Origin of the sequence: Amycolatopsis sp. NBC_01488, from assembly GCF_036227105.1 — a bacterium.
Lineage (GTDB): Bacteria > Actinomycetota > Actinomycetes > Mycobacteriales > Pseudonocardiaceae > Amycolatopsis.
The window spans coordinates 7,522,082-7,547,383 of the sequence record NZ_CP109434.1 but is presented as its reverse complement, the minus strand read 5'-3'; the positions used below and the strand labels follow the sequence as shown (position 1 = coordinate 7,547,383).

The following is a 25,302-nucleotide window of genomic DNA, read 5'->3' as shown; positions in this document are numbered from 1 at the left end:
CTACCGGAGGGTGACCACGGCCTCGCGAAGCCGTTCTGCCACGGCTGGTCGTGAGTGAGAAACAGGGTAAGAACACTGTTTCTCACGCACGACTCGGCGGGCGAGGGTCAGGCGTCCGGGGTGGCGAACCCGTTCTGCCGCCACGCCTCGTAGATCGTGATCGCCGCGGTGTTGGCCAGGTTGAGCGAGCGGCTCGTCGGCAGCATCGGCAGCCGGACGCGGTCGGTCACCTCCGGCGCTTCCTGCACCGAAGCGGGCAGCCCGACCGACTCCGGCCCGAACATCAGGACGTCGCCGGGCGCGTACGCGACATCGGTGTACAGCCGCGTCGCCGACGCGCTGAACGCGTAGACCTTCGCCGGCAGCAGCACATCCCACGCCGCGGACAGCGAAGCGTGCACCTGGACCCGCGCCAGGTCGTGGTAGTCGAGCCCGGCCCGGCGCAGCTGCTTGTCCTCCAGCGTGAACCCCAGCGGCTCGACCAGGTGCAGCTCGCACCCGGTGTTGGCGGCGAGCCGGATCGCGTTGCCCGTGTTGGGCGGGATTTCGGGGTGGTAGAAGAGAACGCGGAACACGGCTCAGCCCTCGAGCAGGGCCGCGTAGACCTTGCGCACCGGCTCGGGTGGTGCCTCCGGCCGCAGCGTCTCGGGGTCGATGAAGACGTACCGGATGGTCGCCGCGGCGAGGAGGGCTTCGCCGCGGTGGATCTCGAAGTCGAAGATCAGCGACGTCGTCCCGAGGTGGTTCAGGTACTGCGAGACGACCAGTTCCTCGTCGTACCGGGCGGGCGCGCGGAACTTCAGGTTCGCCTCCGCCACCACGACGTCGGTGCGGTGGGCCAGGAACTCGTCGTGCGAACCGAACAGCGCCTTCTCCGCCTCGAACGCGCACATGTCCACATAGGCCAGGTAGTGGGCGTTGAAGACGATGCCCTGGCCGTCGCACTCGTGGTAGCGCACGCGCAGCGGCATCTCGACGATCGGGCGGCGGGGTTCGGTCACGCGGCCCAATCTAGCGCTCAGCCGTGCAGCGTCCGGTACGCGGCCGCCGCGCCCGGCTGCAGCGGAACCGGCTGGGTGCCGATCAGCGTCCGGACGTCGAGGAACTGCGTGCCGACGGCTTCGGCGGGCACCAGGTCGGTCGCCCGCTCGACGAGCAGCCGGACGACCGCCGCGGCGACGTCGTCGGGCAGCGCGGCGGAGCAGACCAGCAGGTTCGCCACGCCGATCGTGCCCAGCGCGCCGACCCCGCGGTACGCGCCGTCGGGCACCTGGACCTGGTCGTACACCGGCCCGTACGCGGCCCGCAGCGACGGGACCACGGCGTCGAGCGGCAGCAGCGCGATCGGCGTCGTGCGGGTGAGATCCGCGAGCTTCGGCGTCGGCACCCCGCCGGACCACAGCATGGCGTCGATCCGCCGGGCCGCCAGGGCGCGCACGGCGTCGTCGAAGAGCAGGTGCCGGGCGTCCACGGTGATCCCGGCCTTCGCGAACAGCCGATCGCCGAGCTGGGCCGCGCCGGACCCGCCCGCGCCGAGCGACACCGGGCGGCCCGCCAGGTCGGCGAGCCGCCGCACCGGGCCGTCGGCCCGCACGACGAGCTGGAGGTAGTTCTCGTAGACGCGGCCGAGCGCGAGCAGCGGCACCTTCTCCGTGAACGGCGCGCCGCCGCCGAGCGCCGTCTGGGCGACGTCGGCGAGCACCAGCCCGAGGTCGGCCTGCCCGCGCCGCACCAGGTCGACGTTGGCGACGCTCGCCTCGGTCGGCAGGGCAGTGGCGTGCAGCCGCGGCTCGGCGCGGCTCAGCTCGGCGGAGAGCAGCTCGGCGAAGGCGAGATAAAACCCGCCGCGTTCGCCGGCCGCGATGGTGAGCGTCCGTTCGGGGCCACCGTAGCCGGCCGTCGAGCAGCCGGCCAGCGCGAGGCCGAGGCCGCCGAGCAGGGCGGTCCGGCGGGTGAGGGTCATCGCGGCACCTCCAGCGGCAGGGTGACGCGGACTTCGAGGCCGTGGGGGCGTGCCGGGCGCAGGTCCAGGACGCCGCCGCGGGTCCGCACCTGCTGGTGCGCGATGGCCAGCCCGAGCCCGGTCCCGCGCGGCGCGCCTTCACCGCCGGCCCGCCAGAACCGCTCGGTCGCCCGCGCACGGTCCTCAGTGGACAGTCCGGGCCCGTCGTCGCGGACGACGAGGGTCGCGGTGTCGGCGCCGCTTTCCCAGTCGGTGGTGATCTTCGCGCCGCGGCCGGCGTAGCGGACCGCGTTGTCCAGCAGCACGTCGAGGATCTGCGCGAGTTCGCCTTCCGGGCAACGCACGGTGACCGGCTCGTCGTGCCCGGGAGGTGGCACGAGCGTCGAACCGGCGTCTTCGGCCGACGGCCGCCAGGCGTCGACGCGTTCGGCGAGCACGGCCGCGAGGTCGCACGACTCGGCCACGCCCCCGGCGGCGACCCGCGTCGCCGTGCTTTCGGCCAGCGCCAGGGCCAGCATCCCGTCGAGGAGCTTCTCCAGGCGTTCGACCTCGGCGACGGTCGCCCGGTAGGTGGCCTCGTCGCCGTCGACCCGGCCGGCGAGCGAATCGACGCGCAGGCGCAGCGCGGCCAGCGGGTTCCGGAGCTGGTGGGAGGCGTCGGCGACCAGCCGGTGCTGCTGCTCGGCCGCTTCGAGCACGGCCTCGGACATCCGGTTGACCTCGCCGGCCAGCACCCGCAGCTCCCGCGGCCCGGTGCGTTCCGGGACGTGCGCGCGGTGCCCGGCGGCGACGGCCAGGACGCCGGTCTCCAGCTCGTGCAGCGGCCGGACCATCCACCGGGCCAGCACCACGGCCAGCAGCACGAACACCACGGCGACGAGCAGCGCCCCGGCGCCGATGGTGCCCCAGCGGGCCGCGACGTCCGCGGCCGCCGCCGTCACCGACGCCCGCAGCACGACCACGCCGGACACCCGGGTGCCGGTGCCGACCGGCCGCGCGAAGTACGCCGGTTCGGCCGACCACGGGCCGAGCCTGCCGACCTGCGGCGCCGGCTCGTTGCGCATCGCCGCCTCGACCAGTGCGTGCACCGCCGGGTCGGCCGCGGTCAGCCCACCGGCCTGCACCAGCGGCGCGCGCCTTTGGTCGACGATGACGACGCCTTCGCCGTACAGCTCGGCATAACGGGCCGCGTCGGCGGCGAGCGCGGCGGAGTCGCGCGTGTCGACGGCCTGCTGGGCCAGCACGACGAACCGGTCGACGTCGGCGGTCCGGGAGATGACCAGCTGCTGGGTGCGCTGCTCGGCCGTGGCTGCCAGCAGCGGCACGGCGAACGCGGCGACCACCGCGAGCGCGAGGGCGACCAGGACGACCAGCAGCCGGGTGCGCACGGGGTCAGTCCCGGCCGAGCCGGTAGCCGAAGCCGCGGATCGTGGTCAGCAGCCCCGGCCGGTCGAGCTTCGCGCGCAGGCCGGTCAGGTGGACGTCGAGCGAGCGCGACACCGCGAGGTAGGCGTCGCCCCAGACCTCGTCCATCAGCTGCTGGCGGCTGACCGCGGTGCCGGGGCGCGCGGCGAGGACGGCCAGGATCTCGAACTCCTTGGTGGTGAGCCCGATGTCGTGCCCGGCGACGAGGACCCGGCGCGCGCCGAGGTCGACTTCGACGTCCTCGACGCGGACGACGTCGCCGGCCGGGGCGTCGCGGGCCACCGCCCGGCGCACGACGGCGTCCATCCGGGCCAGCAGTTCGGCCAGCCGCACCGGCTTGGTGAGGTAGTCGTCGGCGCCGAGGCGCAGGCCGCGCACGATCGAGCGTTCGTCGCCGCGGGCGGTCAGCACGATGACCGGAACCGGCGAGACCGCGCGGATCTTGCGGAGGACGTCCAGGCCGTCGAGATCGGGCAGGCCCAGGTCCAGCAGGACGAGGTCGGCGTCGCGGTGGCGGTGCAGGGCGTCGGCTCCGCGGCCGACGCTGGTGACGGGGTGGCCGCGCGCGTGCAGCGACTCCGCGAGCGCGCCCGCGACGCCCGCGTCGTCTTCGACGAGGAGCACGCGCACGGCCATCCCTTCTCAGCGCTCTTCCAGCTCCGAGGTCTTCGAGGTTTCCCGCATTGTGCCGTAGACGATCAGGGAGACCAGGACGCAGCCCGCGACGTACCAGAAGAACACCGGTTCGTGCCCGGCACTCTTCAGCGCCTGCGCGATGAGCTCGGCGGTGCCCCCGAAGATCGCCACGGTCAGCGCGTAGGGCAGCCCGACGCCGAGCGCGCGGATCTTCGTCGGGAACAGCTCGGCCTTCACGATCGCGTTGATCGAGGTGTACCCGGCGACGATCACCAGCCCGGCCAGGACGAGGAAGAACGCGCCGACGGGGTTGCGGGTGGTGCCCATGACCGTCATCAGCGGGACCGTGAGCAGCGTGCCGCCGATGCCGAAGAACAGCAGCAGCGGGCGGCGGCCGATCCGGTCGGACAGCCGGCCCGCGAGCGGCTGCAGGATCGCCGCGACGAGGATCGCGCAGAACAGCACGACGGTGACCTGCCGCCGCGGGATGTGCGCGGTGTTCTCCAGGAACTTCTGGCTGTAGGTGGCGAAGGTGTAGAACGCCACCGTGCCGCCGAGGGTCAGGCCGACGACGAGCGCGATCTCCTTGGGGTACTGGGCGAGCGTGCGCAGCGTGCCGCGCTCGCCGGTCGCCTTGCTCTGGTCGGCTTCGCGCCGGTAGCTCTCGGATTCGTCCATGCCGCGGCGCAGCCACATCACGGTGAGCGCGGCGACGGTGCCGACCCCGAACGCGATCCGCCAGCCCCACGCGGTCAGCTGCTGCTCGGTGAGGACCGCCTGCAGGACCAGCTGGAGCCCCAGGGCCAGGAGCTGGCCGCCGTAGAGCGTCACGTACTGGAAGCTGGAGTAGAAGCCGCGCTTGCCGGGAGTGGCCACTTCGGACAGGTACGTCGCCGAGGTGGAGTACTCGCCGCCGACCGACAGGCCCTGGATCAGCCGCGCGACGAGCAGCAGGATCGGCGCGGCGATCCCGATCGTGTGGTAGCTCGGCGTGACGGCGATGAGCAGCGAGCCGCCCGCCATGAACGTCACCGAGAGCACGAGCGCATTGCGGCGGCCGAACCGGTCGGCGAACCGGCCGAGCAGCCAGCCGCCGAGCGGGCGCATGAGGAACCCGACCGCGAACACCGCGGCGGTCCCCAGGAACGCGGCCGTGGTGTCGGTCGTCGGGAAGAACGACTTGGCGAAGTATGTGGTGAACGCCGCATAGGCGTACCAGTCGTACCACTCGATCAAGTTGCCGATCGAGCCGCGGAGCACGTTGCCGATAACGCGTTTCTCGCTCACGGCCCCCGTGGCGGTGCCGCTGATCCGGGTTGTCATCGTCGACCTCCTGTGTTGCGACTCACGGTGACCAACCAGCGGGTAACCAGCAAGGTCGGAGGGCAGTTCCTAACACCGGCTTAGGACGGTCGCCGCCACCCCGGGCGCGGGTGCGCGACGCGGCGGCGCTGCCGATAGCCTCGTGCCCGACATCAGCGCACGTCGACGAAGAGGGAGAACACTGTGGGACGGTCGGTTCTGGTCACCGGGGGCAACCGGGGCATCGGTCTGGCGATCGCCCGGGACCTCGCGGAGCAGGGACACCGGGTCGCCGTCACGCACCGTGGTTCGGGCGCGCCGGAGGGACTTTTCGGGGTCCAGGCCGACGTGACCGACACCGAGCAGGTCGACGCGGCGTTCAAGCTCGTCGAGGAACACCAGGGCGCGGTCGAGGTGCTGGTGTCCAACGCCGGGCTGACCGACGACACGCTGCTGATGCGGATGAGCGACGAGCAGTTCGAGCGCGTCATCAACGCGAACCTGACCGGCGCCTACCGCGTCGCCAAGCGCGCCTCGCGCGGCATGCTGCGCGGCAAGTGGGGCCGGTTCGTCTTCATCTCGTCGGTGGTCGGGCTTTCCGGCTCGGCCGGCCAGGCCAACTACGCGGCGTCGAAGGCCGGGCTCGTCGGCTTCGCGCGTTCGCTGGCCCGTGAGCTCGGCTCCCGCAACATCACCTCGAACGTCATCGCGCCCGGCTTCGTGCGCACCGACATGACCGACGAACTCCCCGAGGAACGCAAGAAGCAGATCCTCGCGCAGGTGCCCTCCGGCCGGTACGCCGAGCCGTCGGAGATCGCCGCCGCCGTGCGCTACCTGGCCTCCGACGAGGCCGGCTACGTCAACGGCGCGGTGCTGCCGGTCGACGGCGGCCTCGGCCTCGGCCACTGAACTTTTCTTATCCGGAACCAAGACTTGGAGGACCCGTGCCCGGACTGCTCGAAGGCAAGCGCCTGCTGATCACCGGCATCATCACCGACGCGTCGCTCGCCTTCCACGCGGCCAAGATCGCGCAGCAGGAGGGCGCGAAGGTGGTGCTGACCGGCTTCGGCCGCATGTCGCTCGTCGAGCGCATCGCGAAGCGGCTGCCCGAAGAGGCGCCGGTGATCGAGCTGGACGTCACCAACCAGGACCACCTCGACGGCCTCGCCGACAAGGTCCGCGAGCACGTCGACGGCCTCGACGGCGTGCTGCACTCGATCGGCTTCGCCCCGCAGACCTGCCTCGGCGCGCCGTTCCTCGACGCGCCCGCCGAGGACGTCAAGACGGCGATCGAGATCTCGACGTACTCGTACATGTCGCTGGCGAAGGCGTGCCTGCCGCTGCTCGGCCGCGGCGCGTCCTACGTCGGCATGGACTTCGACGCGCGCGTCGCGTGGCCGGTCTACAACTGGATGGGCGTCGCGAAGGCCGGGCTCGAGTCGGTCAACCGGTACCTGGCCAAGGAACTCGGCCCGCAGGGCATCCGCGTCAACCTGGTCAGCGCGGGCCCGATGAAGACGATGGCGGCGAAGTCCATCCCGGGCTTCGTCGACCTGGAGGACGGCTGGGGCGAGCGCGCGCCGCTCGGCTGGGACAGCACCGACCCGGACCCGGTCGCGAAGAGCGTCTGCGCGGTGCTGTCGGACTGGCTCCCGGCCACGACCGGTTCGATGATCATGGTCGACGGCGGGGTCCACTTCCTCGGCGTCTGAGCCTCACGCGAGCACCGGTTCGCGGTCGTCGCTCCGCTGGACGGCGACCGCGACCGTGAGCGCGACCAGCGTCGCCGCACCGAGCGCGATGCCGGTCCACGCGACGCTCGGGAAGCCCAGCCCGGCGCCGATCGCGACGCCGCCGAGCCACGGCCCGATCGTGTTGCCGACGTTGAACGCCGCGGTCGTGCTGGCGCCGACGAGCGTTGGCGCGTCGCCGGCGGCCTGGTAGGCGCGGAGGTTCAGCGCCGGGTTGGCGCCGAACCCGGCCACGCCGAAGGCGAGCACGGCCGCGACGGCGACGAGCGCGTCGGTGGTGAGGGCGAGCACGAGCAGGGCGGCCAGTGCGAGGGCGAGACAGCCGTACAGCGTGGCGAACGGCCGCCGGTCGGCGAGCCGCCCGCCCGCGCTGATCCCGATCAGCGCGCCGACGCCGAACAGCGCCAGGACACCCGGCACCCCCTCCGCGGAAAGGCCGTCGGTCTCGGTCAGCAGCGGTGCGAGGTAGCTGAACGCGGCGAAGATCATGGCCTGGCACAAGGCGATCACACCGAGCGCGAGCCAGACGCGGCCGCGCCGGTAGAGCCGCAGTTCGCCGCGGACGCTCAGCGGTCCGCCGGTCGTCTCGGGCACCAGCAGCGCCACGCCGGCCACCGCCAGCAGCGTCACCGCCGCCACCGCCCAGAACGCCGTCCGCCAGCCGGCGTGCTGGCCGAGGAACGTGCCGGCGGGCACCCCGGCGATGTTCGCGACGGTCAGCCCGCCGACCAGCACCGCCATCCCGCGCCCGCGCCGCTCGACGGGCACGAGCGCGATCGTCGTCGCCAGCGCGACGGCCCAGAACCCGGCGCAGGCGAGGGCCGCGACCACCCGCGTCGCGAAGAGCAGGGCGTACCCCTCGGCGAGGGCGCCGACGACGTGCGCCACGGCGAACACGCCGAGCAGGGCCAGCAGCGTCCGGCGGCGGGGGAGCCGGAGGGTGCCGATCGCCAGCAGCGGTGCCCCGACGACCATGCCGACGGCGAACGCCGAGATCAGCAGCCCGGCGTCGGGGATGCTCACGTGCAGGTCGGCGGCCATGCCGGGGAGCAGGCCGGTGATCATGAACTCGGACGTGCCCAGCGCGAACACGCTGAGCCCGAGGACGAAGACGGCCAGGGGCATGAGAATCCCTCCCAGTTATGTATCGGTCAGTACAAAAGCAAGGTGCGCTCGGCTCGAGCGGTGCGATGGTCAACGCGTGATGGCGGCCAGTGCGAGGTCCGCGACCGCGTGCATGCTGTCGCGGCTCGTGCCCCGGCGGGCCATCACCCGCAGGCCCGAGGTGGTGCTGAGCAGGAACTCCGCGACGTCGGCGGGATCGAGGCCGTCCCGGAGGCTGTGGTCGAGCACGCCTTCCCGGACGCATTCGGCGAACATGGTCAGGTTCCGGTCGGTGTCGTTCCGCAGCGCGGCGCCCACTTCGTCGTCGGGCACGCCCAGTTCGGCCAGGGTGTTGACCACGAGGCAGCCGCGCCGCTGCCGCTCGAGGTCGTCCTCGATGGCGCTGTCGAGGACGGCGGCGATGCGCTCGGCCGCGGTGCCCGGGCCGTCGAGGATCGCTTGCCGCTTGCCGAGCTGGGTGCTGGTGTAGTGCGTGAGCGAGCGCTCGAACAGGGCCCGCTTGCTGGTGAAGGTGTTGTAGACGCTGCTGCGCCCGAGCCCGGTGGCCTCGCACAGGTCCTGCGTCGACGTCGCTTCGTAGCCGTGTTCCCAGAACGCGTGCATCGCCTTCTCGACGGCGGCGGTCTCGTCGAACTCCCGTGGCCTGGCCATGCCGTCACCGTACCACGGTTTTGTACTGCTCGATTCATAACGAGCCCGCGTCAGCGTGCGGGCCGCCACATCGGCAAGATGACGGGGTGGGATACGACGCGTTGCTGTGGCTTTCGTTCGGCGGCCCGGAAGGGCCGGACGACGTCATGCCGTTCCTCGAGAACGTCACCAGGGGCCGGGGCGTGCCGCGGGAGCGGCTGCTCGAGGTCGCCGAGCACTACCGGCACTTCGGCGGGGTCTCGCCGATCAACGAGCTGAACCGCGACGCGATGGCCGCGGTCGGGAAGCTGCTCGCGGCCGCCGGCGTCGACCTGCCGGTGCACTTCGGCAACCGCAACTGGCATCCGATGGTCGAGGACACGCTGGCGTCGCTGACCGCGTCCGGCGCTCGCCGGATCCTGGTCTTCCCGACGAGCGCGTACGGCGGCTATTCGGCGTGCCGCCAGTACGACGAGGACATCGAGCGCGCCCGCGCGGCGGTCGGTGCAGGTGCCCCCGAACTGGTGAAGATCCGCCAGTTCTTCGACCACCCGCTGTTCGTCTCGGCGGTGGCGGACGGCGTCCGCGCGGCGCACGCGTCCCTGGGCGACGCGCCCGGGATCCGCACGGTGTTCACGGCGCACTCGGTCCCGTCGAGCGCGGATCTGGCGTCGGGCCCGCCGTCCGAGGGCGGCCGCCGGTACTCGCGCCAGATCGCGGAGGCGGCCCGCCTGGTGGCGGCCGAGGCGGGCATCGACTCGTACGACGTCGTCTGGCAGTCCCGGTCCGGGCCGCCGCAGGTGCCGTGGCTGGAGCCGGACATCGTCGACCACATCGACGCGCTGCACGAGTCCGGGGTCACCGGCGTCGTCGTCTCGCCGATCGGGTTCGTGTCGGACCACCTCGAGGTGATCTGGGACCTGGACAACGAGGCGAAGGAACGCGCGGAAGAGCACGGAATGGCGTTCGCCCGCGCGGCGACGGCCGGTTCGGACCCGCGGTTCGCGGAGCTGGTGGTGGAGCTGGTCCGCGAGCACACGCACGGGGTGGAGCCGCGGAAGCTGTCGCCGTTCCCGGCGGCGGGCTGCACGGTCAACGGCGCGCCGTGTGCGGTGGGGTGCTGCGAACCGGCCAAGCGCCCGGCCCGGTAACGGCTCAGCCTTCGCGGGCCGTCTGCTCCGCGAACACCCGGACGGCCTCGTTGACCGCCGCGAACCGAGCCGTCCGCACGGCCTCCGACAGCGGCCGCAAAGCCTGGGCCCGCAACGACGAAGCCGAAGCCGAGATCGCCCCGCCCGGGTCGTCCGACGACGCGATCGCCAGGATCGCCGCGATCTCCTCGGCCCGCTGCAGCACCCGCAACGCGCGCCCCGGCGTCCCCGCCGGCCAGTCGACGTCCGGCCGGGACCGCAGGTGCGCCGACAGCTCGGCCCGCACCCCCGGCCGGTCCGAAGCCACGTCCAGTGCCTGCAACGCCCCCGCGCTGTTCCGGATCGCGTCGGTCAGCCCGTGCTCGGCCTCGGCCAGCCCGACGTACTCCGGCGCGGAGGGCGACGCCAGCGAGTAGACCGTCCAGCGCATCAGGCCCTCGGCGACGGGCTCCGGTACCAGCCCGGACCCGAGCTCCGGCAGCACCACCGCGTCACCCGCGCGCAGCGCCGCCTCGGTGAACGGCCCGCCGCCGCCCAGCCCGCGGACGTCGCCCGGGACCGGCAGGACGAGCCGCATGCTTTTCGCTCCCTGCGAACGCAGCGCCATCAGCAGCTGGACCGGCGTCGCCGGGCGGTTGAACGCCAGCGGCAGCGCGAACGCCTCCGCGGCGGCCGCGTCGGCGGCCACCACGTCGTGGGCCTCACCCCACGCGAGCAGGGCGTCGAGGACATCGTCGGACGCCGCGGCTCCGTTCAGCCACGCGGCGGACCAGACGGCGAAAGTCGCACTGGGACGGCACACGACGCCCTATTTTACCGGTCCCGCCCGCATCGCAGGAGCGCGCCCACGCTGGAGTCGCTCCACATCGACGCACCGGCGATCCGGCAGTAGCGTCGAACGGGTGAACGCAGTTCCAGACGCTCTTCCCCGCACCGCCGGGGCCCTGCGCGCGGCCGGGTACGAGCCGCGGCCCATCGCTCGAGAGATCCACGACAACCTGCTGACCGCCCTCCGGACCGGCGAAGACGCCTGGCCCGGCATCGTCGGGTTCTCCCGCACCGTCCTGCCGCAGCTCGAACGCGCGCTGCTGGCCGGCCACGACGTCGTCCTGCTCGGCGAACGCGGCCAGGGCAAGACCCGCCTGCTCCGCACGCTCGCCGGCCTGCTCGACGAGTGGACGCCCGTCATCGAGGGCTCCGAGCTGGGCGAACACCCGCTGCGGCCGATCACGCCCGCCTCGCTCCGGCGCGCCGCCGAGCTCGGTGACGACCTGCCGGTCGCCTGGCGCCACCGCTCCGAGCGCTACACCGAGAAGCTCGCCACGCCCGACACCTCGGTCGGCGACCTGATCGGCGACGTCGACCCGGTGAAGGTCGCCGAAGGCCGCAGCCTGGGCGACCCCGAGACCATCCACTTCGGCCTGGTCCCGCGCGCCCACCGCGGCATCGTCGCCATCAACGAGCTGCCCGACCTCGCCGAGCGCATCCAGGTCGCGCTGCTCAACGTGATGGAGGAGCGCGACATCCAGGTCCGCGGCTACACGCTGCGGCTGCCCCTGGACGTCCTGCTCGTCGCCACCGCGAACCCCGAGGACTACACCAACCGCGGCCGGATCATCACCCCGCTCAAGGACCGCTTCGGCGCCGAGATCCGCACGCACTACCCCCTCGACGTCGAGTCGGAGGTGGCCGTCGTCCGGCAGGAGGCCCACCTGGTCGCCGAGGTCGGCGAGCCGCTGCTGGAGGTCCTCGCCCGGTTCGTCCGGAACCTGCGCGAGTCGCCGGTCATCGACCAGCGCTCCGGCGTTTCGGCGCGGTTCGCCGTCGCCGCGGCGGAGACCGTCGCGGCCGCCGCGCTGCGCCGGTCGGCGCTGACCGGGGAGGAGCCCGCGGTGGCCCGGCCGGTCGACCTCGACGCCGTCCCGTCGGTGCTGCGCGGCAAGATCGAGTTCGAGCCGGGCGAAGAGGGCCGCGAGATCGAGCACCTCGTGCACCTGCTGCGCCGCGCGATCGCCGAGACCGCCCGCGAGCGCTTCGCCGGTCTCGACCTGCGGCCGCTGGCCGACGCGGTCGCCGAAGGCCACCTGGTCGCCACCGGCGAGCGGGTGCCGGGCAAGGACGTCCTCGAAGCCCTGCCGGAGCTCCCGGTGCTGCACGAGGTCGCCCAGCGCGCCGGCGTCGGCGCCGACGAGCCCGCCGGCCGGATCGCGGCCGCCGTCGAACTCGCCCTCGAATCGCTGTTCCTGGCCCGGCGCCTGGCCAAGGACTCCGACGACACGACGACCGTCTACGGCCGATGACCGCGGTCCCGCTTCCCGACGGCTACTCCTACGGCCCGTGGCACGACGGGCCGGACCCGCTCGCGCCACCGGCCGACCTGCGGGACGCGCTCGACGAGATCGGCCGCGAGGTCATGGCCGGGTCGTCACCGCGGTCCGCGCTGGAGGAACTGCTCCGGCGCGGCACCGAGCGCACGTCGGGCCTCGACGAGCTGACCCGGCGCCTGTGGCAGCGCCGGTCGCAGATCCAGCGCCGCAACAACCTCAACGGCACCCTGCAGGAAGTCCAGCGCCTGCTGGAGGAAGCGCTTGACGCCGAGCGCCGCGAGCTGTTCCCGGACCCGGACGACGAAGCACGCTTCCGCGAGGCCCAGCTCGACGCGCTGCCGCCCGGCACGGCCGCGGCCGTGAACGAGCTGGCGAACTACGACTGGCGGTCGGACCAGGGCCGGGAGAACTACCAGCAGATCCGCGACCTGCTCGGCCAGGAGCTGATGGAGTCGCGGTTCCAGGGCATGAAGCAGGCGCTGCAGAACGCCGGCCCCGAGGACGTCGAGCGCATCAACGAGATGCTGTCGGACCTCAACGACCTCCTGGCCGCGCACGCCCAGGGCACCGAGGACATCCAGGAACGCTTCGACGACTTCATGGCCAAGCACGGCGAGTTCTTCCCGGAGAACCCGCGGAACGTCGAAGAACTGATCGACGCGCTCGCCGAGCGGTCGGCCGCAGCGCAGCGGATGCTCAACTCGATGTCGGCCGAGCAGCGCGCGGAGCTGGCCGAGCTGACCCAGCAGGCCTTCGGCGACCCGCGCCTGGCGCAACAGCTGTCCCAATTGGACAGTCAGCTGCGGGCCGCGCGGCCGGGCGAAGACTGGACGGGCTCGGCACGATTCCGCGGCAACAACCCGCTGGGCATGGGCGAGGGCGCCCAGGCGATGGCCGACCTCGCCGAGCTGGACGCGCTGGCCGAGCAGCTCGGCCAGTCCTACCCCGGCGCGCGGCTGGAGGACATCGACCTGGAGGCCCTCGAACGCCAGCTCGGCAAGGACGCCGGCGTCGACGCGCGGCGACTGTCCGAACTGGAGCGTGAGCTGCGCCGCCAGGGCCTGTTCGAACGGGCCGCCGACGGGACGCTCCGGTTGTCGCCCAAGGCGTTGCGGCGCCTCGGCGAGACGGCGCTGGCCGACGTCGTGAACGCGCTGCGCGGCAAGACCGGCGACCGTGAGACCGAGTCGGCGGGCGCGGCGGGGGAGCCGACGGGTGCGTCGCGGCCGTGGCGGTTCGGGGACATGCAGCCCTGGGACGTGCCGCGGACCATCCGCAACGCGGTGCTGCGGTCGGTGTCGGTGGGGGAGAGCGCGGTCCGGCTCGACGTCGAGGACGTCGAAGTGGTCGAGACCGAACACCGCTCCCGCGCCGCGGTGGCGCTGCTGGTCGACACGTCGTGGTCGATGGTGCAGGAGGGCCGCTGGCTGCCGATGAAGCGCACCGCGCTCGCGCTGCACCAGCTGATCAGCACGCGCTTCCGCAACGACGCGCTGCAGCTGATCACCTTCGGGCGCCACGCGATGTCCGTCGAGCTGCCGGAGCTGATCGGCCTGGAAGGCGCGTGGGAACAGGGCACCAACGCCCACCACGCGCTGCTGCTGGCCGGGCAGCACCTGCGACGGCACCCGGACGCCCAGCCGGTGGTCCTGATGGTCACCGACGGCGAGCCGACCGCCCACCTGGAACCGGACGGCGAAGCGGTCTTCGACTACCCGCCGCAGCCCCGGACCCTCCACAAGACACTGTCCGAAGTGGACCGTCTGGCCAAGCTGGGCGCCTCGGTGACGGTGTTCCGCCTCGGCGACGACCCACGCCTGACGGCGTTCGTGGACGTGATCGCCCGCCGCTCCGGTGGCCGGGTGGTCGCGCCGGACCTGGACGGCTTGGGCGCCGCGGTGGTCGGCGACTACCTGCGCACCCGGCGGCGCTGAGCCGGCGCCGGCGGGCTCGCCGCCCGGTCCAGTGACTCGGCGGCGAGCGCGGTGTCGTCATGGCCGGCGGGCAGGTAGGCGTCGTGGTCGGCGAGCACTTCACGGCCGAGCGCGCGGGCCTGCGCGAACGCGCTTTCGGCCACCAGGAGGTCGACCGACCGGCGCCGCAGCCGCAGGATCGGGCCGAGCCGCGGGCCCGCGGAGACCGACGGCAGCGCCCGGAACTGCCGCCACAGCGCGGCGGCGTGGTCGGCGAGCTCGGCGGTGTCCTCGGTGTCCAGCACGGCGAACGCCCGGTCCAGCGCCTCGGCCAGCCGCTCCTGCGCGTGCAGCCGGCCCAGTACCGCGTGGCGGGTCAGGCGGTGCATGGTGACGACTTCGCCGCTGACGTCGAACTCCGCGAGCGACGCGCCTTCGAGGCCGGCCAGCGCGGCGTCCACCGCCACCGGATCCGGGCCGGCCCGGTGCAGCAGGGCCCGCCGCACACCCCGCGGCGCCAGCACGGCCAGGAGTTCGGCGACGACCACGGCCCGGCCGTCCCGCACGGCCACCGTGCGCAGGGCCGCGAGCGTGGTGTCCTCGACCCACGGCGGATGGTCGTCGCCCGGTTCCCGCTCCAGCGGCGGCGTGCGCGGCAGCCGGTCGAGGTAGTCCGTGCGGCCCGAAGCCCGGATCACGGCACCGGCCTGGGCGAGCGCCAGCGGCAGGTAGCCGAGTTCCCGGGCGACGCCGGCCGCGTCGGCGTCCCGGCCCGACCGCGCGCGGAGGAAGCCGGCCGCTTCGGCCGGGTCGAAGCCGGTCACCGGCACCGTGGCGCCGAGGATCTCGAAGTCCGGCACCGTCGTGGTCACCAGGACCCGGGCCCGGGCGGGCAGCCACCGGGTGAGCGCGTCCGGGTCGGTGGCGCCGTCGAACACGACGATGGCGCCGTCGCGTCCGTCGAGCCACGCGAGGCCCGCGTCGGGGCCGGTCAAGCCCTTCCGCCGGGCCAGCTCCGCGTAGGCGCGGGCGGTGTTCGCCGGATCGGCCGCCACCACCCAGAGCACCGGCGCGCGGTCGTCCCGGACGAACGCGGCGGCGAGGTGGGTCTTGCCCGCCCCGCCGCGGCCCAGCAGGACGCAGGAACGCCCGGTGCGGAACGTCTCGTCGATCTTCGCCAGGAGCTCGTCGCGGCGCACCGCCGCGAGGGGTTCGCGAGGAACGGCACCGAACACCGGCCGGGGCCGGGGTCGGCGCAGCCGTCGCAGGACGACCGCCGTGACCAGCGCGATCACGGCGACCGCACCGCCCGCGACGATCATGGTGCCCATCGGGCCAGGCTAACCGCGCTCACCGCGGCGCGGCGGCTACGGAAGGGTGACGCTTGACCCTCACGCGGCGTGAGGCACCACGGTGAACACCGCAAGGGCCACACCGGCCGGAGAAGACAAGGGGAACCGATGGGGCATCCCGTGGGCAAGGTCGCGGCGCTGGCCGGGATCACCGTCCGGACGCTGCACCACTACGACGAGATCGGCCTGCTCAGCCCGAGCGGCCGGACGAGCGCCGGGTACCGCAGCTACGCCGACGACGATCTCGACCGGCTGCAGCGCATCCTGTTCTACCGGGAGCTCGGGTTCCCCCTCGAGACGATCGCGACCCTCGTCGACGATCCCGGCATCGACGCCGGCGCGCACCTGAAGCGGCAGCGGGAGCTGCTCGTCGCGCGCATGGGGGAGCTGGGACGGATGGTCGCGGCCGTCGATCGCGCGATGGAGGCGAGAGCCATGGGCAACGCACTGACGCCCGAGGAGAAGTTCGAAGTGTTCGGCGGGTTCCGCGAGCCGGACGGCTACGCGGAAGCAGCCGCGCGGCGGTGGGGCGGCACGCCGGAGTGGCAGGGTGCGACCGCACCGTCCAAGGAGGACCTGGCGGCCGGGGAAGCGGCCCGCCGGGACTGGGTGCGCCGGCTGACCGCGCTGCGCGACGCGGGCGGTGCCCCGGACGGCACCGAGGCGGCGGACCTCGCCGAGGAGCACCGGGCGATGCTCGCCGCGGTGATGGGCGAGTGCTCGTACGAGACGCAGCGGCGGATCGGTGAGCTGTACGTCACCGAGCCGGTGCAGCTGGCGTTCCTGGTCCGGGAGGACGAGCAGCGGCCCGGCGTCGCGGAGTTCGTCCGCGACGCCATCGTGGCGAACGTCGCACGCCGGCAGTAGCCGCTGCTCCACGTGGGGGAGGAGTCCCACCGGGCGGGAGGGTGGCGGAGGCAGCGCTTACAGTCGAGGGCATGCAGACTTGGTCATCGGTCGACGTGCCCCGCATCCCCGGCACCCCCCGCCCGCTGCGGCTCCACGACACGGCCACCGGGCAGATCCGCCCGACCGCGCCCGGCGCCACCGCGCGGATGTACGTCTGCGGGATCACGCCCTACGACGCGACGCATCTGGGGCACGCCGCGACGTACCTGGCCTTCGACCTCGTGAACCGCGTGTGGCGGGACAACGGGCACGACGTCCACTACGTGCAGAACGTGACCGACATCGACGAGCCGCTGCTCGAGCGCGCCCAGCGCGACCAGGACGACTGGGTCGTGCTCGGCATGCGCGAGACGGCGCTGTTCCGCGAGGACATGGTTGCCCTGCGTGTACTGCCGCCGAAGCAGTTCGTCGGCGCGGTGGAGAGCATCCCGGAGATCGTCGAGGTCATCGCGAAGCTGCTCGCGAACGGCGCCGCCTACCGCGCGGACGACCCGGAGTTCCCGGACATCTACTTCGACCACTCGGCGACCGGGAAGTTCGGCTACGAGTCGAACTACGACGAGCCGACCATGACGAAGTTCTTCGCCGAGCGCGGCGGCGACCCCGACCGCGCCGGCAAGCGCCACCCGCTGGACGCACTGCTGTGGCGCGTGGCCCGCGAGGGCGAGCCGTCGTGGGAGTCGGAGCTGGGCGCGGGCCGCCCGGGCTGGCACATCGAGTGCAGCGCGATCGCGGTCAACCGGCTGGGCCTCGGGTTCGACCTCCAGGGCGGCGGCTCGGACCTGATCTTCCCGCACCACGAGTACAGCGCGGCGCACGCCGAGGCCGTCGCCAAGGACGGGCCGTTCGCCCGCCACTACGTGCACGCCGGGATGATCGGGCTCGACGGCGAAAAGATGTCGAAGTCGCGCGGGAACCTGGTGTTCGTCTCGCGGCTGCGGGCCGACCAGGTCGACCCGGGCGCGATCCGGCTGGCCCTGTTCGCCGGCCACTACCGCGCCGACCGGCCGTGGACCGACTCGCTGCTCGCCGAGGCGGAGACCCGGCTGGCGCGCTGGCGGGAAGCCGTCTCGCTGCCCACCGGCCCGTCCGCCGACGACACCGTCGCCCGGCTGCGCGACCACCTCTCGGACGACCTCGACACGCCGAAAGCCCTGACCGCGATCGACGCGTGGGCGAGCGAGGCCCTGCGCCGCGACGGCACGGACCCGGCGGCACCCGGCCTGATCCGCATCGCCGTCGACGCCCTCCTCGGCATCACCCTCTGACGAAGGAGGGGCGTCGCTTCCACGGGAAAGCGACGCCCCTCCTTGTGTATAACGGCCTATACCGCGACCGGACGACCGGCGGCCAGCTCCAGGTGATCACCCGCCCAGTCCCGGCGCAGCCACCGGTCGTGGGACGCGATGACGACCGCGCCCGGCGCCGTTTCCAACGCGGCGAACAGTTCTTCCGCCAGGGTCAGCGAAATATGGTTCGTCGGCTCGTCCAGCAGGAGGACGTCCGGCGGCTCGGCGAGCAGGACCGCCAGGGCGAGCCGTCGTCGCTGGCCCACCGAGAGCGCTCCGACGGGCTGGCGCAGATCCCGGGACGCCAGCAGGCCGAGGTGACTCAGCGGGGGAGCGTCCTCGCCGAGCGCGTCCCGGTACACCCGGGCCGCCGACCGCTGCGGCTCGGTGAACACGACGTCCTGCTCCAGCAGGCCGACGCGCACCCCGTGTCCGAAGTGGACAGTGCCGTCCGCCGGGACGAGCCGCCCCGCCAGCACCGACAGCAGCGTCGACTTCCCGGCGCCGTTGCCGCCGGTGACGAGCAGCCGGGCCGACGCGCCGACGTCGAGCCGGGGCAGGCTCAGCCGTCCCGGAACTTTCAGTGAACGCACCGAGATCGCGGGTCCGTCGCCGGTCGCGTGCCCGGTCAGCGCGGCCCGGAACCGCAGCGGCGCCGGGGGTTTGCGCACCTGGTTGCGTTCGAGGTGCTCGAGCCGCTGCTCGGCGTCGCGCACCCGCCGCGAGATCGTCTTCTGGACGCGGGCGCCCTTGAAGTGGTGGATGAACTTGTCGTTGTCGCGCGGCCCGCGGCCGTAGGCGACGTTGCGCGCGGTGACCGCGACGGTCTCCCGCAGCTCCTTCAGCTCCTCCTGTTCGTCGGCGAAACGCTGCTCCCACCGCGCGCGTTCGGCCTTCTTGTGCCCGAGGTAGTCGGTGTAGCTGCCGCCGTAGCGGACCGCGCCGCCGGCCTGGCGGTCGGCCGCGGCCGGGTCGAGGTCGACGATGTCGGTGCAGACGGCGTCGAGGAACACCCGGTCGTGTGACGACAGCACGACGATCCCGGTCAGCTCGGTGAGGTGGCGTTCGAGGAAGTCCAGCGCGGCGTCGTCGAGGTGGTTGGTCGGCTCGTCCAGCAGCAGCGTCTCGGGCCGCCGGATCAGCAACGCCGCCAGGCCGAGGCGCGACCGCTGCCCGCCCGACAGCGTGCCGAGCCGCCGGTCCGGTTCGACGCCGCCGAGGCCGAGCCCGTCGCAGACGAGCTTCGCGCGGCGGTCGGCGTCCCAGAGGTCGTGAGCTTGGGCCCATTCCAGGACGCGGCCGTATTCGTCGAGCACCGAGGGATCGTCGGGCCGGTCGGTCATCGCCGCGGTCAGCTCGTCGAGCCGGGTGGTGGCCGCGCGGATCTCGGCGAGCGCGTCGTCGAGGACGTCGGCGAAGGTCGCGTCCGTCGGGAACGGCAGCTCCTGCAGCAGGAACCCGACGTCCGGACCGCGCAGCACCTCGCCGGAGCGGGGTTCTTCGAGCCCGGCGAGCAGCCGCAGCAGCGTGGACTTGCCGGTGCCGTTCTCGCCGACGAGGCCGAGCCGCTGCCCGGCCGACGCGGTCAGCGTGACGCCGTCGAGGACGACGCGGGTGCCGTAGCCGAAGACGACGTCCTTGGCCTGCAAGGGAAAGAGAGTAGACATTGCGCATCACCGGGCCCGGATGAGAAGAAGCGGAAATCCCGCCGGGCGTCGTGGCACGCGGGAGCGTCAGGCTCGACCGGGTGCCGCCTCGGAAGCGGGATGGGCGCGGTTCAGTTCCTCATAGTGGAGCCAGGTTAACGCAACATCCGTAGAGTTAGTCAACTGGTTATGGCCTGGGTCACATCCGGCAGGGTTCCCGACGCCTGCTCGGCGGCGGCGGTGCCGTCGGTGAGGAAGCCGACGAGCGCGGTCAGCTGACGGCGGTCCAGGCGCGCGAGCCGCTCGCCGACGAACCGCGCCATCGGCGCGTACAGCTCGGCGAGCTCGGCCATCCGGTCGGGCAGCGGCCGGACGACGAGCCGGCGGCGGTCCGCCGGGTCCGGGGCGCGCTCGGCGAGCCGGTGCTGCTCCATCCGGTCGAGCAGTCGCGTGAACGCGCCCGTCGACATCCCGAGCAGCCGGGCGAGCTCGGTCGGGGAGTCGCTGACACCGCCGTGGAGCAGGTGCAGGCAGTGCAGCTCGGTCGGGGTGACGGCCATCCGGTCGGCGACCGCGGCGTGGAAGAGCGCGGTCGAGCCCACGAACCGGGGGAGGGCGAGGGCGGCGGCGGTGGCGAGTTCGCGCTGGTCGGGCAACGTCCATCCAAGGTCGGGTGATGACACAGTCACTGCCCGGCGCAGTCACTGCCCCGCGAACGATAGCGGAGCCGGTTGACAAATCCGCAGGCGGGGCCAAGTATGAAAGACAACTTTCGAAATGACTCTTTCAGATGGGACGACCGATGGCCGAGCTGCCGCCGCGCAAGCGGATCGAGGACGTCGAGCTGCTGCGCGCGCTGTCGCACCCGCTGCGGTCGGCGCTGCTGAACCACCTGACCGCCGTCGGCCCGCGCACCGCGAGCGAGTGCGCCGAGGCGGTCGGCTCGACCGCGTCCAACTGCAGCTGGCACCTGCGGCAGCTCGCGCAGTACGGCCTGGTCGAGCGCGCGGACGCCGAGGACGGCCGGGAGCGGCCGTGGCGCGCGCGGCAGGTCGGGCTGGAGATGGGGGAGCTGGCCGACGACCCGGCGCACCGGGCGGCCCAGCTCGGCATGGTCGGCGCGAGCCTGGGCCACGAGCAGGAGCTGACCCAGCGGTACCTCGACTCGCTCGACGGCCTCGATCCCGCCTGGCGCGCGGCGTCCGGCCTGATCACGTACGCGCTGCGCGTCACGCCGGAGGAGCTGACCCGGCTGACCGACGCGATCGACGCCCTGGTCCGGCCGTACGTCGGGGCCATCCGGACCGACGCGCCGGCGGGCGCGCGCCCGGTCCACGTCGGGCTGCGGGCGTTCCCGCGCATCGAACACTCGGGGAAGGCGGAGGAATGAAGCGGCTGCTGGGGGTTCCGGCGTTCGCGCGGCTGTGGGTGGCCGCGTTCTTCGGCGAGACGGCCGAGTGGATGCTGCAGGTGGCGCTGCCGGTGTACGTCTTCCAGCGCACCGGCTCCGCCGCGACCACGGCGTTGAGCATCGTGCTCGGGCTGCTGCCCGCGGTGCTGCTGAGCCCGGTCGCCGGCGTGGTGGCCGATCGCTGGAACCGGCGGGCGGTGCTGTTCGGCGTCTGCTGCGGGCTGGCCGTCGTGGCGCTGCCGCTGCTGGCCGAGCCGAGCGTCGTCGCGGTCTACGCGGTGATGGCCGCGCAAGCGGCGCTGGCGTCGGTGTTCGAACCGGCGCGCAACGCCCTGGTGCCGGAGCTGGTCGGCGTCGAGGAGGTCACCGGCGCGAACGGGCTGATGAGCGTGAACGGCAGCGTCGCCCGGCTGGCCGGTGGCTGGGCGGGCGGCGCGCTGCTCGGCTTCGGCGGGCTCGCGGACGTCATCACCGGCTACCTGGTGGTGCTCGCGGTGGCGGCGGCGTTGCTGGCCAAGCCGTTCCGCCGGATGAGCGCACCCGCACCGGCCGTCGGGCCCGAACCGGTGGTCCAGGCCTGGCTCGACGGCCTGCGCGAGGTGACGACCAACCGGCGGCTGTGGCGCACCGGGCTCGCCTTGGCGTTCACCTCGCTGGCGCAGGGCATGTTCCTGGTGCTGTTCGTGGTGTACGTGCTGAAGGTGCTGGGTGGCAGCGAAGCCGACGCGGGCCTGCTGCGGGGCGTGCAGGCGATCGGCGGCCTGGCGGCCGGATTTGCGCTGGCCACGGTGGCGCGGCGGGTGGCGCCGGCGGCGTTGCTCGGCTGGGGGTCGATCGCGCTGGGCCTGGTGTCGGCGGTGATCTGGAACCTGGCCATGGTGACGACGGCGCTGGGGCTGTACGTGGGGTTGTTCGTGCTGGTCGGCGCGCCGGGCGTGGTCGTCGGCGCCGGGGTGCTGTCGGAGATCCAGAGCGCGGTGGCGCCGGAGCGGGCGGGCCGGGTGCTGAGCACGACGTTCGCCGCGGTGGCGACGTTCACGACGGTGGGAGCGCTGCTGGCGGGCACGCTGGTCGCGACGACGGGACCGGCGGTACTGCTGGACGTCCAGGCGGGGGTCTACGTCTTCGCCGGAGTGCTCATGCTGGCCCGGAAGCGCAGGATTCGCGAAACTTCCCCGTCTTCGATGGTTACGGTGGAGGGGTGCCGCACCTCTTCGCCACCAGCGACCTCCACGTGACCCACGAGGGCAACGGCCCGATCCTCGACGACGTCGTCCCGGAGACGCCCGGTGACTGGCTGCTCGTCGCCGGCGACGTCGCCGAGCGGGCCGAGGCGACCATCGGAACCCTCAAGACGCTGCGCGAGCGGTTCGCGAAGGTCGTCTGGGTGCCAGGCAACCACGAGCTGTGGACCACGAACAACGACCCGTGCCAGCTGCGGGGCCAGGCCCGCTACGAGTACCTCGTCGAGCAGTGCCGCGAGATCGACGTCGTCACGCCCGAAGACGAGTTCCCCGTCTGGCACCACGGCGCGCGGCCGCTGACGATCGCGCCGCTGTTCCTGCTCTACGACTACAGCTGGCGGACTCCCGAGGCGCAGGGGCAGTCCCTGGAGGAGGCGCTGCGCCAGGCCCGGACCGCCGGCGTCGTCTGCACCGACGAGTACTTCCTCCACCCGGACCCCTACCCGAGCCGCCAGGCGTGGTGCGCGGACCGCCTCAAGATCAGCACCGAGCGGCTCGACGCGATCCCCGGGGACCACGGCACCATCCTCATGTCGCACTGGCCGCTGCACCGCCACCCGACGGCGCCGTTGTACTGGCCGGAGTTCGCGCTGTGGTGCGGCACCACCCAGACCGAGGACTGGCACGTCCGCTACCGCGCCGAGATCGCCGTCTACGGCCACCTGCACATCCCGCGGACGACGGAGGCCGACGGCGTGCGGTTCGAAGAGGTGTCGCTCGGCTATCCCCGCGAGTGGCGGAAGCGGGCGCGCGGCGCGGTGCCGATGCGCCGGATCCTCTGGCCGTCATGATGCCCCGCGTCGCCGCTCCCTGAGCGCGCGCACGCGGCCCCGGCTCGCGCAGGCGGGCGACGGACACCAGCGCCGCCGGCCGCCCGGATCCGCGAACACGCCCCGGCAGTCCTGCTCGGGGCAGGCCCGCAGGTCGTGCCGCAGCGGTCCGGTGAGCCAGTCGGCCGCCTGGAGTGCGAGCCGCGCGAAGGCGGCCGACGCCGTGGGCGGGGCACTGCGGTGCAGCCGGTCGAGTGCGGCCAGGTGCACCGGCTCCGCTTTCAAGAACCTCGTCAGCGCCTGAACCTGCTCGGCGGACGGCGCGACGCCGTCGACCGCGCCCAGCGCGAGCGGCCGCACCGCCTCACGCAGCTCGTGGGCGGTGTCCAGGTCGAAGTCCGTGACCGGGGCCAGCGGGGTCAGCTCGGAGCGGGCCAGCCAGTCACGCAACCGGTCCGCGGTCGGGATGCGCTCGACCGGCTGCGGCCCGAAGTGGCGGCCGCGGGTGGCGAGCAGGTTCAGCCAGGGCGCACCCAGGTCGAGGCGGAAGTCGTCGGACACCTCGCCAGCGTAACGGGTGAGCCGTTACACTCGGCACGGTGACTGGGGACCCGAAGGTGCGCACGCTGCTCGGCGACATCGACCCCGCCCGGCTGGGCGTGACCGACTCGCACGACCACCTCTTCTTCGCCTCGAACCTGCTGCCGGGCGAGGAGCTCGACGACACGGAAGCGGCCATGGAGCAGCTGCTCATGTTCCGGGCCGCGGGAGGCTCGGCCGTGGTGCAGTGGACGCCGTTCGGCCTCGGCCGCCGGACCCGGGAGCTGGCCCAGTTCTCGAAGGAGACGGGGGTGCACGTGGTCGCGGCGACCGGGCTGCACCGGGCCGCGCACTACTCGCCTTCGCTGCTGCGCCGGGTGGTCGACGATCTGGTCCGGCTCTTCGTCGCCGATCTCGTCGAGGGCACCGGCCCCGCCGACCTGCCCGAAGACCGGCGGACGCGGCACCGGGCCGGGCTGATCAAGGTCGCCGGCGGCTTCCACACGATCGACGCCCACGCCCGCACCACCCTGACCGCCGCCGCGGTGGCCCACGAGGAGACCGGCGCGCCCATCGCCGTCCACCTGGAGCACGGCACCGCCGGGCTCGAGATCGCCGAGCTGCTGTGCGGCACCCACCGGGTCCCGGCCGACCGGGTGATCCTCGGCCACCTGAACCGCCACCCGGACCTGCGGATCCAGCGCGAAATCGCCGAGACCGGGGTGTTCCTCGCCTTCGACGGGCCGTCGAAGGCGAACCAGGCCACGGACTGGCGGCTCGCGGACTGCCTCGAAGCCCTCGTCGGTGCCGGGCACGGCGGTCAGCTGCTGCTCGGCGGCGACACGACGACCGCCACCGCCCGGCGCGAACCGGGCGGCCTCCCGTACCTGCTCGTGACGCTGGTGCCGCGGCTGACGAAGCTGCTCGGCGGCGACGTCGTCACGGCCATGCTGGTGGCGAACCCCGCCCGGGCGTTCGCCACCAGCTGGCTGAAGTAGGGCTCAGCGCAGACCGAAGCCTTCCTGTCCGCCGCCTCGGCCGCGGCGGCGCAGGTAACGCTCGAACTCGGCGGCGATCTTGTCGCCGCTGACCTCTTCCGGCTCGACCTCGCTCTGCGCGTCGCCGCGCTCCTCGAGGCTGCGGACGTACTCGCTGATCTCTTCGTCCTCGTCGGCCATCTCGCTGACCGTGCGCTGCCATTCCTCGGACTGCTCGGGCAGCGCGCCCAGCGGGATCTCGACGTCGAGGATGTCCTCCAGCTTGTGCAGCAGCGCCAGCGTCGCCTTCGGGGACGGCGGGTGCGACACGTAGTGCGGCACGGCGGCCCAGATCGAGACGGCCGGGATGCCCGCCTGCACGCAGTAGTCCTGCAGGATCCCGACGATGCCGGTCGGGCCCTGGTAGTTGTTCATCTCCAGCCCGTAGAGCGACGCGGTGTCCTTGTCGTACGCCGTCCCGGTGACCGGGACCGGCCGCGTGTGCGCGGTGTCGGCGAGCAGCGCGCCGAGCGTCACCACGGTCGCGACGTCGAGCTGCTTGATGTGCTCCAGCAGCTCGGCGCAGAACGCGCGCCAGCGCATGTTCGGCTCGGGGCCCTGCACGAGCACCACGTCGCGGTCGAACCCGTCGGGGCGGCACACCGACAGCGTTGTCGTCGGCCAGTCCACCCGTCGAGTGACGCCGTCCACCATGCGGACGGTCGGGCGGCTGACCTGGAAGTCGTAGTAGTCGTCGGGCTCCAGTTCGGCCAGGGGCGTGGCGTCCCAGTTCAGCTGCAGGTGCTCGACCGCCCGGCTGGCCGCGTCACCTGCGTCGTTCCAGCCTTCGAAGGCGACGACCATCAAAGGCCGGGTGGGTTCGGGGCGGTCGCCGGGCGGCCGCGGGGTCTCGTCGACGGGCTCACTCACCAACCCAGCCT

Annotated in this window: 25 protein-coding genes; 11 read left to right on the top strand and 14 right to left on the bottom strand. The window is 73.1% G+C overall.

Going from position 1 to position 25,302, the window contains the following annotated elements; genetic code table 11:
• Positions 1 to 107: 107 nt before the first annotated feature.
• The 6 genes from OG738_RS35545 to OG738_RS35520 are packed head-to-tail and all read right to left on the bottom strand — an operon-like array spanning position 108 to position 5,347.
• Positions 108 to 575, bottom strand: coding sequence for a tRNA (cytidine(34)-2'-O)-methyltransferase (locus OG738_RS35545; RefSeq protein WP_329047538.1), 468 nt, complete (start codon positions 573 to 575; stop codon positions 108 to 110).
• 3 nt (positions 576 to 578) lie between these two features.
• The gene (locus OG738_RS35540; RefSeq protein ID WP_329047537.1) at positions 579 to 1,001 is read right to left on the bottom strand and encodes an acyl-CoA thioesterase; all 423 of its coding nucleotides are present in this window, start codon (positions 999 to 1,001) and stop codon (positions 579 to 581) included.
• Between the two features lie 17 nt (positions 1,002 to 1,018).
• The gene (locus tag OG738_RS35535; protein ID WP_329047536.1) at positions 1,019 to 1,963 is read right to left on the bottom strand and encodes a TAXI family TRAP transporter solute-binding subunit; all 945 of its coding nucleotides are present in this window, start codon (positions 1,961 to 1,963) and stop codon (positions 1,019 to 1,021) included.
• Positions 1,960 to 3,351: a sensor histidine kinase gene (locus tag OG738_RS35530; protein ID WP_329047535.1), complete on the bottom strand. Its 1,392-nt coding sequence runs from the start codon at positions 3,349 to 3,351 to the stop codon at positions 1,960 to 1,962. The genes OG738_RS35535 and OG738_RS35530 overlap by 4 nt, the downstream gene beginning before the upstream one ends.
• 4 nt (positions 3,352 to 3,355) lie before the next feature.
• Positions 3,356 to 4,024 carry a response regulator transcription factor gene (locus OG738_RS35525; protein WP_329047534.1) on the bottom strand — a complete coding sequence of 223 codons (669 nt, stop codon included), beginning with the start codon at positions 4,022 to 4,024 and terminating at the stop codon, positions 3,356 to 3,358.
• 6 nt (positions 4,025 to 4,030) lie between these two features.
• Positions 4,031 to 5,347 (bottom strand): MFS transporter, encoded by a 1,317-nt coding sequence (locus tag OG738_RS35520; RefSeq protein ID WP_329047532.1) that lies wholly within the window; start codon positions 5,345 to 5,347, stop codon positions 4,031 to 4,033.
• A 183-nt stretch (positions 5,348 to 5,530) separates the two neighbouring features.
• On the opposite strand from OG738_RS35520, the gene OG738_RS35515 reads away from it, so the two are divergent.
• Both OG738_RS35515 and fabI read left to right on the top strand, forming a co-directional pair.
• Positions 5,531 to 6,235, top strand: a complete 705-nt coding sequence (locus tag OG738_RS35515; protein ID WP_329047531.1) for a beta-ketoacyl-ACP reductase — start codon at positions 5,531 to 5,533, stop codon at positions 6,233 to 6,235.
• Between the two features lie 35 nt (positions 6,236 to 6,270).
• Entirely contained in the window at positions 6,271 to 7,038 is a 768-nt protein-coding gene (gene fabI / locus OG738_RS35510; protein WP_329047530.1) for an enoyl-ACP reductase FabI, read from the top strand.
• A gap of 3 nt (positions 7,039 to 7,041) precedes the next feature.
• On the opposite strand, the gene OG738_RS35505 is transcribed toward fabI, so the two are convergent.
• A complete protein-coding gene (locus OG738_RS35505; RefSeq protein ID WP_329047529.1) occupies positions 7,042 to 8,202 on the bottom strand; it encodes a Cmx/CmrA family chloramphenicol efflux MFS transporter in 1,161 nt (386 codons plus the stop codon).
• A gap of 69 nt (positions 8,203 to 8,271) precedes the next feature.
• Positions 8,272 to 8,853 carry a TetR/AcrR family transcriptional regulator gene (locus tag OG738_RS35500; RefSeq protein ID WP_329047528.1) on the bottom strand — a complete coding sequence of 194 codons (582 nt, stop codon included), beginning with the start codon at positions 8,851 to 8,853 and terminating at the stop codon, positions 8,272 to 8,274.
• Between the two features lie 86 nt (positions 8,854 to 8,939).
• Between OG738_RS35500 and OG738_RS35495 the strand changes: the two genes are divergently transcribed.
• Positions 8,940 to 9,983, top strand: coding sequence for a ferrochelatase (locus OG738_RS35495; RefSeq protein ID WP_329047527.1), 1,044 nt, complete (start codon positions 8,940 to 8,942; stop codon positions 9,981 to 9,983).
• Between the two features lie 4 nt (positions 9,984 to 9,987).
• Here the strand turns inward: OG738_RS35495 and OG738_RS35490 are convergent, their stop codons facing one another.
• Positions 9,988 to 10,785: a hypothetical protein gene (locus tag OG738_RS35490; protein WP_329047526.1), complete on the bottom strand. Its 798-nt coding sequence runs from the start codon at positions 10,783 to 10,785 to the stop codon at positions 9,988 to 9,990.
• Positions 10,786 to 10,885: 100 nt separating this feature from the next.
• On the opposite strand from OG738_RS35490, the gene OG738_RS35485 reads away from it, so the two are divergent.
• Entirely contained in the window at positions 10,886 to 12,283 is a 1,398-nt protein-coding gene (locus OG738_RS35485) for an ATP-binding protein (protein ID WP_329047524.1), read from the top strand.
• Positions 12,280 to 14,244, top strand: coding sequence for a VWA domain-containing protein (locus OG738_RS35480; RefSeq protein WP_329047523.1), 1,965 nt, complete (start codon positions 12,280 to 12,282; stop codon positions 14,242 to 14,244). Before OG738_RS35485 ends, OG738_RS35480 begins: the two co-directional genes overlap by 4 nt.
• Here OG738_RS35480 and OG738_RS35475 read toward each other — a convergent pair.
• Positions 14,220 to 15,554: a hypothetical protein gene (locus tag OG738_RS35475; protein WP_329047522.1), complete on the bottom strand. Its 1,335-nt coding sequence runs from the start codon at positions 15,552 to 15,554 to the stop codon at positions 14,220 to 14,222. The two genes, OG738_RS35480 and OG738_RS35475, sit on opposite strands and share 25 nt — an antisense overlap.
• Before the next feature lie 129 nt (positions 15,555 to 15,683).
• Between OG738_RS35475 and OG738_RS35470 the strand changes: the two genes are divergently transcribed.
• Together OG738_RS35470 and mshC are read left to right on the top strand one after the other, a co-directional pair.
• On the top strand, positions 15,684 to 16,442 hold the full coding sequence (locus OG738_RS35470) for a MerR family transcriptional regulator (RefSeq protein WP_329047521.1): 759 nt from the start codon (positions 15,684 to 15,686) through the stop codon (positions 16,440 to 16,442).
• Positions 16,443 to 16,513: 71 nt separating this feature from the next.
• On the top strand, positions 16,514 to 17,752 hold the full coding sequence (gene mshC / locus OG738_RS35465; protein WP_329047520.1) for a cysteine--1-D-myo-inosityl 2-amino-2-deoxy-alpha-D-glucopyranoside ligase: 1,239 nt from the start codon (positions 16,514 to 16,516) through the stop codon (positions 17,750 to 17,752).
• A gap of 56 nt (positions 17,753 to 17,808) precedes the next feature.
• Here the strand turns inward: mshC and OG738_RS35460 are convergent, their stop codons facing one another.
• Together OG738_RS35460 and OG738_RS35455 are read right to left on the bottom strand one after the other, a co-directional pair.
• Positions 17,809 to 19,440, bottom strand: coding sequence for an ABC-F family ATP-binding cassette domain-containing protein (locus OG738_RS35460; RefSeq protein ID WP_329047519.1), 1,632 nt, complete (start codon positions 19,438 to 19,440; stop codon positions 17,809 to 17,811).
• A 158-nt stretch (positions 19,441 to 19,598) separates the two neighbouring features.
• Positions 19,599 to 20,075, bottom strand: a complete 477-nt coding sequence (locus OG738_RS35455; RefSeq protein ID WP_329047517.1) for a MarR family transcriptional regulator — start codon at positions 20,073 to 20,075, stop codon at positions 19,599 to 19,601.
• Between the two features lie 146 nt (positions 20,076 to 20,221).
• Here OG738_RS35455 and OG738_RS35450 point away from each other — a divergent pair, with 146 nt between their 5' ends.
• Genes OG738_RS35450 through OG738_RS35440 form a run of 3 tightly spaced genes read left to right on the top strand, consistent with a single transcriptional unit; the run spans position 20,222 to position 22,865 of the window.
• Positions 20,222 to 20,809 carry an ArsR/SmtB family transcription factor gene (locus tag OG738_RS35450; protein WP_329056935.1) on the top strand — a complete coding sequence of 196 codons (588 nt, stop codon included), beginning with the start codon at positions 20,222 to 20,224 and terminating at the stop codon, positions 20,807 to 20,809.
• Positions 20,806 to 22,068, top strand: coding sequence for an MFS transporter (locus tag OG738_RS35445; RefSeq protein WP_329047516.1), 1,263 nt, complete (start codon positions 20,806 to 20,808; stop codon positions 22,066 to 22,068). Before OG738_RS35450 ends, OG738_RS35445 begins: the two co-directional genes overlap by 4 nt.
• Positions 22,032 to 22,865, top strand: coding sequence for a metallophosphoesterase family protein (locus OG738_RS35440; RefSeq protein WP_329047514.1), 834 nt, complete (start codon positions 22,032 to 22,034; stop codon positions 22,863 to 22,865). The genes OG738_RS35445 and OG738_RS35440 overlap by 37 nt, the downstream gene beginning before the upstream one ends.
• Here the strand turns inward: OG738_RS35440 and OG738_RS35435 are convergent.
• Positions 22,860 to 23,405 (bottom strand): CGNR zinc finger domain-containing protein, encoded by a 546-nt coding sequence (locus OG738_RS35435; protein ID WP_329047513.1) that lies wholly within the window; start codon positions 23,403 to 23,405, stop codon positions 22,860 to 22,862. The two genes, OG738_RS35440 and OG738_RS35435, sit on opposite strands and share 6 nt — an antisense overlap.
• Positions 23,406 to 23,443: 38 nt before the next feature.
• Here OG738_RS35435 and OG738_RS35430 point away from each other — a divergent pair, with 38 nt between their 5' ends.
• Positions 23,444 to 24,382, top strand: coding sequence for a phosphotriesterase family protein (locus tag OG738_RS35430; RefSeq protein ID WP_329047512.1), 939 nt, complete (start codon positions 23,444 to 23,446; stop codon positions 24,380 to 24,382).
• 3 nt (positions 24,383 to 24,385) lie between these two features.
• Here OG738_RS35430 and OG738_RS35425 read toward each other — a convergent pair whose 3' ends face one another.
• Positions 24,386 to 25,291 carry a PAC2 family protein gene (locus tag OG738_RS35425; RefSeq protein ID WP_329047511.1) on the bottom strand — a complete coding sequence of 302 codons (906 nt, stop codon included), beginning with the start codon at positions 25,289 to 25,291 and terminating at the stop codon, positions 24,386 to 24,388.
• Between the last annotated feature and the right edge of the window lie 11 nt (positions 25,292 to 25,302).